Source organism: Tardiphaga sp. OK245 (assembly GCF_900108575.1).
Classification (GTDB): domain Bacteria; phylum Pseudomonadota; class Alphaproteobacteria; order Rhizobiales; family Xanthobacteraceae; genus Tardiphaga; species Tardiphaga robiniae.
The window spans coordinates 775,473-789,697 of sequence record NZ_FNWZ01000004.1 but is presented as its reverse complement, the minus strand read 5'-3'; the positions used below and the strand labels follow the sequence as shown (position 1 = coordinate 789,697).

The window sequence follows — 14,225 nt, the reverse complement described above, 5'->3', positions numbered from 1 at the left end:
CTTGAAAACGTCGTTGTTAGTTGAGCTTCTCGATCGCCATGGCGACGCCCTGACCGACGCCGACGCACATGGTGGCCAGCGCCAGCTTGCCGCCGCGCTTCTCCATGCCATGCACGGCGGTCATCGCGAGACGGGCGCCGCTCATGCCGAGCGGGTGGCCGAGCGCGATCGCGCCGCCGTGTGGGTTGACGAAATCAGCATCTTCCTTGACGCCGAGCTGGCGCAGCACGGCGATGCCCTGCGAGGCGAAGGCCTCGTTGAGCTCGATCAGATCGAAATCGCTGATCTTCAGACCAAGGCGTTCCATCAGCTTCTTGGTCGCCGGCACGGGGCCGATGCCCATGATACGCGGCGCGACGCCGCCCGAGGCGAGGCCGAGAATGCGGGCGCGGGCCTTGAGGCCGTGCTTCTCCACAGCGGCGCCCGAGGCGAGGATCATGGCGCAAGCGCCGTCATTGACGCCCGAGGCGTTGCCGGCGGTGACCGTGCCGTCCTTGCGGACAATCGGGCGCAGCTTGGCGAGGCCTTCCAGCGTGGTTTCGGGGCGCGGATGCTCGTCCTTGTCGACGGCGATCGGGCCGGCCTTGCCGCCGGGCACCATCACCGGGATGATTTCTTCGGCGAAATAGCCCGAAGCGATCGCCTTTCCGGCGTTCTGCTGCGAGCGGATCGCAAAGGCATCCTGGTCGGCGCGCGAGATCTGGAAATCCTGCGCGACGTTCTCCCCGGTCTCCGGCATAGCGTCGACGCCGTACTTTTCGCGCATCAAGGGGTTGATGAAGCGCCAGCCGATGGTGGTGTCGAAGATTTCCGCCGAGCGGGAGAAGGCTTCGGTGGCCTTGCCCTGCACGAATGGCGCACGGGTCATGGATTCGACGCCGCCGGCAATGGCGAAATCGATTTCACCGGCGCGGATGGCGCGGGCGCCGGCGCCGACTGCGTCGAGGCCGGAGGCGCAAAGGCGGTTCAGCGTGGCGCCGGGAACGGAATCCGGCAGGCCGGCCAGCAGCGCGGCCATGCGGGCGACGTTGCGGTTGTCTTCACCGGCCTGGTTGGCGCAGCCGAAATAGACTTCCTCGACGGCAGCCCAATCCACACCGGGATTGCGGTCCATCAGAGCTCTAATGGGGGCGGCGGCGAGGTCGTCGGCGCGAACTTTGGCAAGGGAGCCGCCGAAACGGCCGATGGGGGTGCGGACGGCGTCGCAAATGAAGACATCGCTCATCAATTCTCTCCCTGGAGACTGCATCCGCGCTCGATTGCCGGATTTTCGCGGTGGTTTTAAGAACCCCCGCTGACCCGGTCAAATGCTGCTGCTGGATGGCAGCGTTGTCCTTGGAATTGCGGATATGAGATCGCAGTTGACTTGTCAACTGCCTCTCCGCGGTGGGGAAAACTACGGTTTGCGACAGCCGCGGGTGGGATCGGCGGAGCAAAATTTGCTAGCGTCCGGCGCCATGACGATCCAGCAGCCCATTACCGCCCCAGAACCCGCTCCCCGCGTGGATGACACCGCAAAAGTGTCTCCCATGATGGAACAGTACCTTGAGATAAAGGCCGCCAATCCCGGCCTCTTGCTGTTCTACCGGATGGGCGATTTCTACGAGATCTTCTTCGAGGATGCGGAGGTTGCCTCGCGCGCCCTGGGCATCGTGCTGACCAAACGCGGCAAGCATCAGGGCATGGATATCCCGATGTGCGGCGTGCCGGTGGTTCGCGCCGATGATTATCTGCACCGCCTGATCTCGCTCGGCATCCGTGTCGCCGTCTGCGAACAGATGGAGGATCCGGCCGAGGCGAAGAAGCGCGGCGGCAAGAGCGTGGTTCGCCGCGACGTCGTGCGCGTGGTTACGCCGGGCACGCTGACCGAAGAAAACCTGCTCGACGCGCGGGCCAATAATTATCTGCTGGCGATTGCGCGCAGCAAGGGCTCAAGCGGTGCGGATCGCATCGGTCTGGCCTGGATCGATATTTCGACTGCCGAATTCATTGTCACCGAATGTGCGACAGGCGAACTCGGCGCGACGCTGGCGCGGATCAATCCGAACGAGGTGCTGGTTACGGATGCGCTCTACAGCGATCCTGATCTCAGCCAGTTGCTGCGCGAATTGCCGGCGGTGACGCCGCTGACCCGTGACGTGTTCGATGGTGCCACCGCCGAGCGCCGGCTGTGCGATTACTTTGCCGTCGCCACCATGGACGGCCTCAGCGCCATGTCGCGGCTGGAAGCGACCGCTGCGGCGGCGTGCGTCACCTATGTCGAGCGCACGCAAGTCGGCAAACGCGTGCCGCTGGCGCCGCCGACCCACGAAGCGGTCGGCACCACCATGGCCATCGATCCGGCGACCCGCGCCAATCTCGAACTGACGCGCACGCTATCAGGCGAGCGCAAGGGCTCGCTGCTGGATGCGATCGACTGCACCGTCACCGCCGCCGGTTCGCGCCTGCTGGCGCAGCGCCTCGCCGCGCCGCTTACCGATGAAGTGGCGATCGGCCGCCGGCTCGATGCCGTCGCGAGTTTCGTATCGGACAGCGGGCTGCGCGACGATCTGCGCTCGGCCCTGAAGTCTGCGCCTGATATGTCGCGCGCACTGGCGCGGCTTTCGGTCGGCCGCGGCGGTCCGCGCGATCTCGCCTGTCTGCGTGATGGTGTGCTTGCCGGCGATCAGGTGCTTGATCGTCTCGGCGTCATCGACAATCTGCCAGCGGATATCACGGCTGCCATGGCCGGCCTGCGCCGGCCATCGCGCGAACTCGCCGCGACCTTTGCGCGGGCGCTGGCCGACGATCTTCCGCTGCTGAAGCGCGATGGTGGTTTCGTGCGCGAAGGCTTCGAAGCTGCGCTCGACGAGACCCGAAATCTGCGCGACGCCTCGCGTCTCGTGGTCGCCGCGATGCAGGCGCGCTATGCCGATGACACCGGCGTGAAGGGCCTCAAGATCCGTCACAACAATGTGCTCGGCTATTTCGTCGAAGTCACCGCGCAGCATGGCGACAAGTTGATGCAGGCCCCGCTGAACGCGACCTTCATCCATCGCCAGACACTGGCGGGGCAGGTGCGCTTTACCACGTCCGAACTCGGCGAGATCGAGGCCAAGATCGCCAATGCCGGCGACCGTGCGCTTGGGTTAGAGCTCGAAATCTTCGAACGGCTGTCGGCGATGGTCGCCGAGGCGTCGGAAGATCTGCGCGCTGCCGCCCATGCCTTCGCACTGCTGGATGTGGCGACCGCGTTGGCGAAACTGGCGGTCGACGACAATTATGTCCGCCCCGAAGTCGACAACTCGCTGCTCTTCGCCATCGAGGGCGGCCGGCATCCTGTCGTCGAACAGGCGCTGCGCCGCGACGGCCAGCCGTTCATCGCCAATGCCAGCGATCTGTCGCCCGGGCCGGGGCAGAAGTCCGGCCAGATCTGGCTGATCACTGGTCCGAACATGGCCGGTAAGTCGACCTTCCTGCGCCAGAACGCATTGATCGCGCTGCTCGCGCAAATCGGCAGTTTCGTGCCGGCCTCGCGCGCCCGCATCGGCATTGTCGACAGGCTCTTTTCGCGCGTCGGCGCTGCGGATGATCTCGCGCGCGGTCGTTCGACCTTCATGGTCGAGATGGTCGAGACCGCCGTCATCCTCAATCAGGCCACCGAACGCGCGCTGGTAATTCTCGACGAAATCGGCCGCGGCACGGCGACCTTCGACGGCCTGTCGATCGCCTGGGCCGCGATCGAGCATCTGCACGAAAGCAACCGCTGCCGCGCATTGTTCGCGACCCATTATCACGAGCTCACGGCGCTCTCCGCTAAACTGCCGCGGCTGTTCAATGCCACGGTGCGGGTCAAGGAATGGCATGGCGACGTGGTGTTCCTGCACGAGGTGCTGCCGGGCTCGGCGGATCGCTCCTATGGCATTCAGGTGGCCAAGCTCGCGGGCCTGCCGCCGGCGGTGATCGCGCGCGCGAAGTCGGTGCTGGCCAAGCTTGAAGCGCAGGATCGCGGCCAGAGCGCCAAGGCGCTGATGGATGACCTGCCGCTGTTCGCGATCACAGCGCGTGCACCGGTCGAGGCGGCTCCTCCGTCGGAGGCGGAATTGCTGATGGACGCCGTGAAGGCGCTGCATCCCGACGAGATGTCGCCAAGGGATGCGCTGGATGCGCTCTATGCGCTGAAGGCGAAACTGCCGAAGTAACATTCGCCATCGTCATGCCCGGCCTTGTGCCGGGCATCCACGCCTTGTTTCTCTGCGCCAAGACGTGGATGGCCGGGACGAGCCCGGCCATGACGGGGTTTTACACGTAGCGCACCCGCCTGCGGCCCCACGCCCACAGGCCGAGATTCCACACGACACAGGTGGCGAGCGCGAGGCTCAGCGCGTTCGCCGAGCCGAAGCGCAGCGCCGTCTCGTGCATCACGGCCACCGCGATACCGAAACCCATCAGGCCCCAGCCACCATTGGCGATCACGGCGGCGGTGGGCGGGCCACCGATCCGCGGATGCAGGATCAGCATCAGGCTGGTGAAGACCACGGGATAAAGTGCGAGAATGCCGCTGCCGGTCGGGCCGATGGTCGAGGACAGCGTCACCACGGTGGCGACCAGCGTTGCGACGAGAGCGGCACGCAGCGGGATGTCGTACCAGCGCCTGGTGATGAGCGGCATCCTCGCATGGCGAAACCGCGCCATCAGCGGCAGGCAGATGCCGAAGGCCACGACATTGGCCGCGATGCCGCCAAGCAAAGTCCATTCGAACTGCCGCACCAGCAGGGCGAGGGCGAACCACACCAGCACAGCGGCGCCGAGGCTGACGATCACGTTGTGGCGTTGCGCCAGCAGCACGTAAGTCAATCCGAGAAACATCGTTGCGCCATTGATCGGCAGGCTGGCCAATGCACCTTGCGCGATGAAGGCGGCGTCATGATCGAGCGCGAGAAAGACGTAGGACGGTCCCGCCGAGATCGGCAGCGTCGCTACCAACGCGCCGATCACCGGGCCGGATCGTTCGGTGATGATGGAGGCCGTGATCACGAAGGCGGCGGTGATCGCCATGCGCAGAGTGAGCGCCAGGAGGAAGGCAAGTTCGGGGGACATGGCAGCCTGACGAGAGGAGGTGCTTGGCCTCCTCTTTCTTGGTGAGAGTCGTCTGGCCTGCTTACACCCTGTTGAGGGACACCGAAACCTTTGGGCCATGCTTGATGGTCTGGTAGACCACGCAATAACGCTCGGTCAGTTTCAGCAGCAGATCGAGCTTGTCCTGCGGCGCGTCGGTGGCGACGTCGAAGCGCAGGCGGATTTCGGCGAAGCCGACCGGGGCTTCCTTGTCGACGCCGAGCGTGCCGCGGAAATCGAGATCGCCCTCGGCTGTCACATTGCCGGACTTCAAGGGAATTTCGACCGCGGTGGCCACCGACTTCAGCGTCACGCCGGCGCAGGCCACCAATGCTTCCAGCAGCATGTCGCCCGAACAGAGTTCGAGACCCGAGCCGCCCGTTGCGGGGTGCAGGCCGGCAGCGGCGATTTGCCGGCCGGTCTCGACTTTGCAGGCGATGCCGTCACTGTCGATCGAGCCCTTGGCCTTCAGCGTGATGAAGGCGGCCTTGGGATCGGTCTTGTAGAGCTCCTTGATGGGGGCCTGGGTGGCGCGAAGCGCGGCGGCGTCCATGATATCTCTCCCTGAGATTTTGTTAGTTGCAGCTTTTATTAGCTCGCGGTGCTGTTGTCACCACCACGCGCCGACGGTCTCGGCGGGAGCGCTATCGGGCACGTCACGATCCAGCGATCGATCCAGTGCGGTAAGCACGCGGCGCTTCACAGCGTCGAACAGCGGCGATGCGCGGTCGCGGGGACGGGCGAGGCCGACATCGATCTCGGCGAACAGCCGACCAGGCCGCGGACGCATCACCAGCACGCGGTCTGCCAGCACAACGGCTTCGTCGACATCATGGGTGACAAGGACCAGCGTCGGCCGCGTGTCGGCCCACAGATCAAGCAGATGATCCTGCAGATCGCGGCGCGTGAAGGCGTCGAGCGCGGAGAACGGCTCATCCAGCAACAGCACCTCCGGCTGCGGCACCAATGCACGGGCGATGGCCACGCGTTGCGCCTGCCCGCCGGATAGTTCGCGCGGCCATGCCTTTGCTTTGTCCGACAGGCCGACGCGCGCCAGGGCCTGTGCGACTTTCTCGCGGCGTGCGGCGACAGGAAGCTCGGACAGTCCGAAGCCGATATTGTCGGCGACGGTCAGCCACGGCAGCAACCGCGGTTCCTGGAAGATGATGCCGATTTTCTCATGCGGCGCGCTGATATCGATATTGTCGATGCGGATGCTGCCGGTCGAGGCGCGATCGAGCCCGGCCACGGCGCGCAGCAGTGTCGATTTTCCACAGCCGGAGCCACCGATGATGGCGACGATTTCGCCCTGCGGGATTTGCGCGGTGAAGCGCTCCAGCGCATGGACGCCGTTGGGATAGGTCTTGCCGACCTTGTCGAGCGCGAGCATCAGGTCTCTCCGCCCGATCGGAACGCATCCTGCCAGCGCAGCAGTGGTGCGGTGACGAGTTCGATCAGCCAGTCGGTGGTCTTGCCGAGCAATGCGAAAATGGTGATGGCGGCGAGGATCTGCGCGGGCTTGCCGAGCTGCTGGCCGTCGATGAGGAGATAGCCGAGCCCTTCGGAGGCGCCCATGAATTCGGCGGCAACCACAAACATCCAGCCGAGCCCGAGGCCGACGCGCAGCGCGACCACATAGGCGGGCAGAACCGCAGGCAGCAGGATCCGGCGGATCATGGTGGGGCCGGAAAGGCGGAAGGTGCGGCCGACCTCGACGATCTTGCGATCGACCGAGAGGATCGCGCCCATCACGCCGAGATAGACCGGAAAGAACACGCCAACGGCAATCAGCGCGACCTTCGACGTCTCAAAAATGCCGAGCCACAGGATGAACAGCGGCACCCAGGCAATCGATGGAATGGCGCGCAGCGCCTGAATGGTGGGATCGAGCAGTCGCCGCGCGATTCCCCAATAGCCGGAGATAGCGCCGAGCAGCGTGCCGGCGACAACGCCGAGGCCGAAGCCGGCGGCAACGCGCGACAGCGTCGTGGTGATATGGCGCCAGAGTTCGCCACTTCGGGCGAGCTCCATGATGGTGGCGAAGACTCGCGACGGCGGCGGCACCAGCCGGCCGTTCGACCAGCCGGACCAGACGGCCAGCTCCCATGCCAGCGCCAGTGTGAGCGGGAGCACAACGCCGAGCGCCGGCTGCGCGAAACGCTGCCAGCGCCTGTTGGATGCGGATTTTTCACGCGTCGCCGTTACGTCGGGTGCGGTCGTGTCGAGCGTCATGGCCATAGCTGAAGCGCGTCTCGATTTGGTTTGCAAGATGGTCAAAAGCTTCACCCTCCCTTTGCGGGGAGGGTGAAGGGTGGCTTCGCAGATGCGAGAGCGTCAGCTCTTTGGCAGCGGCACCTGATCGTCGATCAGTGCATCCACCGTCGCCTTCACATCGACCTTGGCGTCGATCACGCCGGCCTGCTGCAATGCGAGGCCTGCGGCGAGGATCGACTCGCGCTGCGGTGCGCCGATGCGGCTGTGGGTCAGTTCGGTGCGTTCCTTGAGCTGCTTGTCGACCACGGCATCGGGCAGTTTGGTGACGCCGATGAAAGCCTTCTTCAGCTCGGGATAATTCTCCAGCGAATATTTGCGGGCGTCCTCATAGACGGCGAGCACGCGGCGCGCGGCATCCGGATAATCTTTCAGGAATTGCTCGCGCACATTGAGGATGCCCCAGGTGTTGGCGTCCGGCTTGCGGAAGAACAGCTTGGCGCCGTCCTCGACCTCGGCCTGCGCCATCATCGGGTCGAGTCCGGCCCATGCATCGACGTCGCCGCGGATCAGCGCGGCCTTGCCGTCGGCATGCTGCAGCAGAACTGGCGTGATGTCCTTGTCGGTGAGGCCGGCGCCGAGCAAAGCGCGGACCAGGAAGATGTGGGGATCGGTGCCGCGGGTCACCGCGACCCGCTTGCCCTTGAGATCGGCGACGGAGGCGATCTTGGAGTCCTTGCCGGTCACCAGCGCGGTCCATTCCGGCCGCGAATAGACATAGACCGACTTGATCGGGTTGCCGTTGATCCTGGCGACCAGCGCAGCCGAGCCCGCGGTCGAGCCGAAATCGATGGACCCCGCATTGAGGAATTCGAGCGCCTTGTTGGAGCCGGCCGACTGTACCCAAGTGATCTTCACGCCGTCCTTGGCGAATTCCTTCTCCAGCAGGCCGTTCTGCTTGAGGATGATCGAGACCGGATTGTAGGTCGCCCAGTCGAGCCGGATTTCCTTGAGCGGTTCGGCGGCGAAGCTAGCTCCGGGCAGCAGTGCAGCCGCAGCAATCAGACCGGCGACAGCGCGCCGTGACATCGTGAACATTCTGGTCTCTCCCTGATGAACTGTCGAAACGTGAGGTTCGAAGGCGACTTGCATCCTGCGGGCGTCATGGCACCATGCTGGGGTCGCTCTCTGTGCGAAAACGTGCTTTAATTTCAATTAGTTATGGCGTTCCGTCAACGAGAAGATATGATGCGCCAAGGACACCGCCGCGAGAACGTTGTTGCCCGGATTGCGCAAAAGGCAGCATGGACTAGCTGTGGGGCTACAATCACCGTGACAGCGCTTGCGCCGTCCGATATCCGGGTTGTTCATGGACAGCGTTGCTACACAAGACAGACCGACGACCGAAACCGACTTCGACACGACGCGGATTACCGCCGAGATCGATGCGCTTGCAGTGCAGCATCGCGGCAAGAACGATTTGTTTCGCGCCGCGGTCGCCAAGCTGCTGAAGGCCGAACTGCTCAAGGCCAGTGAAGCCGCCGAGGCCGTGTTGCTGAAGGACCGCCACGGCCGACGCTGTGCCGAGCAGCTCTGCCACGTGCAGGATGAAATCATCCGCATGCTGTTCGCCGCGGCGACGAAGCATCTCTATCATTCGCCAATCCCGTCTGGTGCCGAACGGATGGCGGTGGTCTCCACCGGTGGCTATGGCCGTGGGCTGATGGCGCCGGAATCCGACATCGATCTGTTGTTCATCCTGCCCTACAAGCAGACCGCCTGGGGCGAACAGGTCGCCGAAGTCATTCTCTATTGCCTGTGGGACATGGGCCTGAAGGTCGGCCACGCCACGCGCTCGGTGGATGAATCGATCCGCCAGGCGCGCGGCGACATGACGATCCGCACGGCGATCCTGGAAACGCGCTTCCTCACCGGCGATCAGGCTCTGTACGACGAACTGGTCACGCGCTTCGATGCCGAGGTGGTGCAGGGCACCGCCGCGGAATTCGTCACTGCCAAGCTCGCCGAACGCGAGGAGCGCCATCGCCGCGGCGGCCAGTCGCGCTATCTGGTCGAGCCCAACGTCAAGGACGGCAAGGGCGGTCTGCGCGATTTGCACACCGTGTTCTGGATCGCGAAATACGTCTATCGGGTGCGCGATAGCAAGGAGCTGGTCGCGCGCGGCGTGTTCGATCCGCAGGAATACCGCACCTTCAAGCGTTGCGAAGACTTCCTGTGGTCGGTCCGCTGCAATATCCACTTCCTGACCAAACGGCCGGAAGAGCGGCTGTCCTTCGACCTGCAGCGCGAGATTGCGGTCCGCCTCGGCTATACCTCGCATCCCGGCATGCAGGACGTCGAGCGCTTCATGAAGCACTACTTCCTGATTGCCAAGGAAGTCGGCGATCTCACCGCGATCCTGTGCGCCAAGCTCGAAGACCAGCAGGCCAAGCCGGCGCCGGCGCTGACGCGCATGATGGCCAAGCTGCGGCCCGAGATGCATCGCCGCCGGCTGCCGGACAGCGATGCCTTCATCATCGACAACAACCGCATCAACCTTGCTGCGCCTGACGTGTTCAAGGAAGACCCGATCAATCTGATCCGATTCTTCCGACTGGCGCAGAAGCACAATCTGGCCTTCCATCCCGATGCGATGCGGACCGCGACGCGCTCGCTCCGGCTGATCACGCCGGAGATCCGCGAGAACGCCGAAGCCAACGCGCTGTTCATGGAGATCCTGACCTCGGACAATGCCGAGATCGTGCTGCGGCGGATGAACGAGACCGGCGTGCTCGGTCATTTCATTCGTGCCTTCGGCCGCATCGTGTCGATGATGCAGTTCAACATGTATCATCACTATACGGTGGATGAGCATCTGCTGCGGTGTGTCGGCATCCTTCAGGAGATCGAGCGCGGCGGGAATGACGAGTTCGTTGTCGCCAGCGATCTGATGCGTAAGATCCGCCCGGAACATCGGGCGGTGATCTATATCACGGTGTTGCTGCATGACATCGCCAAGGGGCGTCCGGAGGATCACTCCATCGCCGGCGCCAAGGTGGCGCGGCGACTGTGCCCGCGGCTCGGATTCAATGCCGCCGACACCGATCTAGTTGCGTGGCTCATCGAAGAGCATCTGACCATGTCCACGGTGGCGCAGTCGCGCGACCTGTCGGATAGCAAGACCATCGAGAATTTCGCTGCCGTCGTGCAGTCGGTCGAGCAGATGAAGCTGCTGACGATTCTCACCACCGCCGATATCCGCGGCGTCGGTCCCGGCGTCTGGAACGGCTGGAAGGCGCAGCTGATCCGGACGTTGTACTACGAGACCGAGCCGGTGCTGACCGGTGGTTTCTCCGAGGTCAATCGCGCGCAGCGCATCGCCTCGGCGCAGGCCGAATTCCGCCGTGCCTTCACCGAGTGGCCCGAGCAGGATCTCAACGCCTATATTCTGCGGCACTATCCGGCCTACTGGCTCAAGGTCGAGCTCGACCGCAAAATTCGCCACGCGCGCTTCCTGCGGGCATCGGAAGAGGCCGGGCACAAGCTCGCGATCAATGTCGGGTTCGATGAAGCCCGCGGCGTCACCGAGCTCACGATTCTGGCCGTCGACCATCCCTGGTTGCTGTCGATCATCGCCGGCGCATGCGCCGCAGCCGGCGCCAACATCGTCGACGCGCAGATTTACACCACGACCGATGGCCGCGCGCTGGACACCATCGCGATCTCTCGGGAATACGATCGCGATGATGACGAAGGCCGCCGTGCAACACGAATCGGCGACATGATCGAGGACGTGCTCGAAGGCAAGGTGCGGCTGCCGGAAACCGTGGCGAAGCGCGCCTCGACGAAGGGCAAGATCAGGGCTTTCACCGTCGAGCCGGAAGTTATCGTCAACAACCAGTGGTCGGATCGTTACACGGTGATCGAGGTCTCGGGGCTCGACCGGCCGGGCCTGCTGTATCAACTGACCACGGCGATCTCGAAGCTCAACCTCAATATCGCTTCGGCGCATGTGGCGACCTTCGGCGAGCGCGCGCGCGACGTATTCTACGTCACCGATTTGCTCGGCGCGCAGATCAATGCCCCGACGCGTCAGGCTGCGATCAAGCGCGCATTGATCCATCTGTTGGCAAACGGCGATATCGCGGAGAAGCCGGCGGCGTAGTTACTTCACCGCAACGCCTTCGTGCTCCAGCAGCCAGCGCTTGCGGGCGATGCCGCCGCCATAGCCGGTGAGCGAACCGTTGGCGCCGATCAGGCGGTGGCAGGGCACGACGACACTCAGGGGATTGGCGCCATTGGCGTGGCCGACCGCGCGCATCGCATTGGGCACGCCGAGTTGCGCGGCCAGCGTGCCGTAGCTGAGTGTGCTGCCTGCAGGGATTTTTCGCAGTGCCGTCCAGATACGGTTCTGAAACGGCGTGCCGGGGATGTGGCAGGTGATGCCATCGAGCTGGTTGAGTTCGCCGTTGAAATAGCGTGAGAGTGCGCTGCGGATTTCGGATGGTGCCGAGTTCTCAATCAGTTCGACCGTCCCATAATAACGACGCAGCAAAGTCAGCAAGCGCTCTTCGTAATCGATCCAGTCGAGTGCGCAGAGTGCGCCACCGTGGTTCGTCACCAGCAGCGCGATGCCGATCGGGGTGTCGAGCCGGTCGAGAGTGAGTGGGGTGGGTTGCTTCGCCATGGCGATGTTGCGCTCATCAAATGGAAACGCCGACCGTAGGTGTAGCTACGGCCGGCGTCATTCCGATTTCCGATAAGTGAGCCGCGAATTATTCCGGCTTCGGCTCGTGCGACATGCGCTCGAGGCGTTCCTGCATTTCCTTCATCTGGCGACGCAGGTCATCCATGGTGTCGGCAGGCTCAGCGGTCGGCTCCGGCGCCTTTTCCGGCTCCGGCGACGCAGCGCCGCCGCGCGGCGGCACGAACGGCTTGAACATCGCGAAGGTCTGCTGAAACAATTCCATGTTGCGACGAACAGTTTCCTCAAGTGGCGCGAACGGCGTCATGCTGAACGTGTTCGTCATCTGCTTGCGGAATTTCTCCTGCTCGCGCGTCAGGCTGTCGATGGACTGCTCAAGATACTTCGGCACCACCATCTGCATGCTGTCGCCATAGAAGCGGATCAACTGGCGCAGGAAAGTGGTTGGCAGGAGATTCTGGCCAGCCTTGTTTTCCTGTTCGAAGATGATCTGAGCCAGCACCGAGCGGGTAATATCGTCGCCGGTCTTGGCGTCATAGACGAGAAAATCCTCGCCGTCCTTTACCATCGCAGCGAGATCTTCAAGCGTCACGTAAGTGCTTGTTCCGGTATTATAAAGCCGGCGGTTCGCATATTTTTTGATTGTCGTGGGTTGATCTGATTTCGCCATGGGGGCTCACACATACGGACCGAGGACAGGGAACCTTACGGCAGCGCGCCATAAGGTTGTCGAACAACGCAATGCAATAAAGTAAGCACTTTCAAAGGGGCTCGGCTACCGTTTTGTGCGTCACGGTTAAAATGGCAGCAGTCTTGTGCTATGCAAAGCGACATCCGTGCCATTTTGCGTGCGTTGCGGCCGTAATTTGGCTTCTGACCAATTGACAGTCCAACCCTCAGTTAACAGGATAGTTTGCAACGCGGGCCCCGCCATTCTGGCTCTGACCGTCGAAAAAACCTCAACACAGGAGATGTCCATGTCAGACGATGTCGTCATCGTCAGCGCTGCCCGCACACCCGTCGGCAGCTTCAACGGCGCTTTCGCGACCATGCCGGCGCATGATCTCGGCGCCATCGCCATCAAGGCGGCGCTAGAGCGCGGCAAGATCGATCCGGCCCGAGTCTCCGAAGTCATCATGGGACAGATCCTCACTGCTGCGCAGGGCCAGAACCCCGCGCGTCAGGCCTCGATTGCTGCCGGCCTGCCGGTGGAAACTTCGGCCTGGGGCGTCAACATGCTGTGCGGCTCCGGCCTGCGCACCGTCGCGCTCGGCTATCAGGCGTTGCTCAATGGTGATTCGGAAATCGTCGTTGCCGGCGGTCAGGAATCCATGAGCATGGCCCCGCATGCGCAATATCTGCGCGGTGGCGTGAAGATGGGTCCGGTGGAATTCGTCGACACCATGATCAAGGACGGTCTGTGGGATGCCTTCAACGGCTATCACATGGGTAACACCGCCGAGAACGTGGCGAAGCAGTACCAGATCACGCGCCAGCAGCAGGACGAGTTCGCTGTTGCATCGCAGCAGAAAGCGGAAGCTGCGCAGAAGGCCGGCAAGTTCAAGGACGAGATCGTTCCGGTCACCATCAAGGGCCGCAAGGGCGACGTCATCGTCAGCGATGACGAATATCCGCGCCACGGCGCCACCATCGAGGCGATGGCCAAGCTGCGCCCGGCCTTCGAGAAGGACGGTACCGTCACTGCCGGCTCGGCATCGGGCATCAATGACGGCGCTGCTGCCGTGGTGCTGATGACCGCCAAGCAGGCTGCCAAGGAAGGCCTCAAGCCGCTTGCCCGCATCGTGTCGTGGGGGCAGGCCGGTGTCGATCCGAAGATCATGGGCACTGGCCCGATCCCGGCATCGCGCGCTGCGCTGAAGAAGGCCGGCTGGACCATTAACGATCTCGACCTGATCGAAGCCAATGAAGCTTTTGCTGCGCAGGCTTGCGCGGTGAACAAGGACCTTGGTTGGGATACGTCGAAGGTTAACGTCAACGGTGGCGCGATCGCGATCGGTCATCCGGTGGGTGCATCCGGTGCGCGCGTGCTGGTCACGCTGTTGCACGAGATGGAAAAGCGCGACGCGAAGAAAGGCCTCGCCACGCTGTGCATCGGCGGCGGCATGGGCATCGCGATGTGCATCGCACGCGACTAATCCTTACGCGTCGCGTGCCGAAAACATCGGCTCGCGCGTGCACTGCACACACTGCT

11 protein-coding genes are annotated in these 14,225 nt (G+C 63.5%); 3 read left to right on the top strand and 8 right to left on the bottom strand.

What is annotated here, in order from left to right; genetic code table 11:
- Positions 1 to 16: 16 nt before the first annotated feature.
- On the bottom strand, positions 17 to 1,225 hold the full coding sequence (pcaF, locus tag BLW80_RS22345) for a 3-oxoadipyl-CoA thiolase (protein WP_093759700.1): 1,209 nt from the start codon (positions 1,223 to 1,225) through the stop codon (positions 17 to 19).
- 232 nt (positions 1,226 to 1,457) lie between these two features.
- Between pcaF and mutS the strand changes: the two genes are divergently transcribed.
- On the top strand, positions 1,458 to 4,181 hold the full coding sequence (gene mutS / locus BLW80_RS22340; protein ID WP_093759698.1) for a DNA mismatch repair protein MutS: 2,724 nt from the start codon (positions 1,458 to 1,460) through the stop codon (positions 4,179 to 4,181).
- 100 nt (positions 4,182 to 4,281) lie between these two features.
- Here mutS and BLW80_RS22335 read toward each other — a convergent pair whose 3' ends face one another.
- The 5 genes from BLW80_RS22335 to BLW80_RS22315 all read right to left on the bottom strand — a co-directional run bounded on the left by BLW80_RS22335 (position 4,282) and on the right by BLW80_RS22315 (position 8,406).
- The gene (locus BLW80_RS22335) at positions 4,282 to 5,079 is read right to left on the bottom strand and encodes a hypothetical protein (protein ID WP_093759696.1); all 798 of its coding nucleotides are present in this window, start codon (positions 5,077 to 5,079) and stop codon (positions 4,282 to 4,284) included.
- 61 nt (positions 5,080 to 5,140) lie between these two features.
- Positions 5,141 to 5,650 (bottom strand): OsmC family protein, encoded by a 510-nt coding sequence (locus BLW80_RS22330; protein ID WP_093759694.1) that lies wholly within the window; start codon positions 5,648 to 5,650, stop codon positions 5,141 to 5,143.
- 57 nt (positions 5,651 to 5,707) lie between these two features.
- Positions 5,708 to 6,487: an ABC transporter ATP-binding protein gene (locus BLW80_RS22325; RefSeq protein WP_093759692.1), complete on the bottom strand. Its 780-nt coding sequence runs from the start codon at positions 6,485 to 6,487 to the stop codon at positions 5,708 to 5,710.
- Positions 6,487 to 7,335: an ABC transporter permease gene (locus BLW80_RS22320; RefSeq protein ID WP_093759690.1), complete on the bottom strand. Its 849-nt coding sequence runs from the start codon at positions 7,333 to 7,335 to the stop codon at positions 6,487 to 6,489. Before BLW80_RS22320 ends, BLW80_RS22325 begins: the two co-directional genes overlap by 1 nt.
- Positions 7,336 to 7,431: 96 nt before the next feature.
- Positions 7,432 to 8,406, bottom strand: coding sequence for an aliphatic sulfonate ABC transporter substrate-binding protein (locus BLW80_RS22315; RefSeq protein ID WP_093759688.1), 975 nt, complete (start codon positions 8,404 to 8,406; stop codon positions 7,432 to 7,434).
- A gap of 271 nt (positions 8,407 to 8,677) precedes the next feature.
- On the opposite strand from BLW80_RS22315, the gene BLW80_RS22310 reads away from it, so the two are divergent.
- Entirely contained in the window at positions 8,678 to 11,473 is a 2,796-nt protein-coding gene (locus BLW80_RS22310) for a [protein-PII] uridylyltransferase (RefSeq protein ID WP_093759686.1), read from the top strand.
- Here BLW80_RS22310 and BLW80_RS22305 read toward each other — a convergent pair whose 3' ends face one another.
- Both BLW80_RS22305 and phaR read right to left on the bottom strand, forming a co-directional pair.
- On the bottom strand, positions 11,474 to 11,995 hold the full coding sequence (locus tag BLW80_RS22305; protein ID WP_093759684.1) for a methylated-DNA--[protein]-cysteine S-methyltransferase: 522 nt from the start codon (positions 11,993 to 11,995) through the stop codon (positions 11,474 to 11,476).
- A gap of 88 nt (positions 11,996 to 12,083) precedes the next feature.
- Positions 12,084 to 12,683 (bottom strand): polyhydroxyalkanoate synthesis repressor PhaR, encoded by a 600-nt coding sequence (gene phaR, locus BLW80_RS22300; protein ID WP_089262652.1) that lies wholly within the window; start codon positions 12,681 to 12,683, stop codon positions 12,084 to 12,086.
- Between the two features lie 307 nt (positions 12,684 to 12,990).
- On the opposite strand from phaR, the gene BLW80_RS22295 reads away from it, so the two are divergent.
- Entirely contained in the window at positions 12,991 to 14,169 is a 1,179-nt protein-coding gene (locus tag BLW80_RS22295; RefSeq protein ID WP_089262650.1) for an acetyl-CoA C-acetyltransferase, read from the top strand.
- Positions 14,170 to 14,225: the final 56 nt, after the last annotated feature.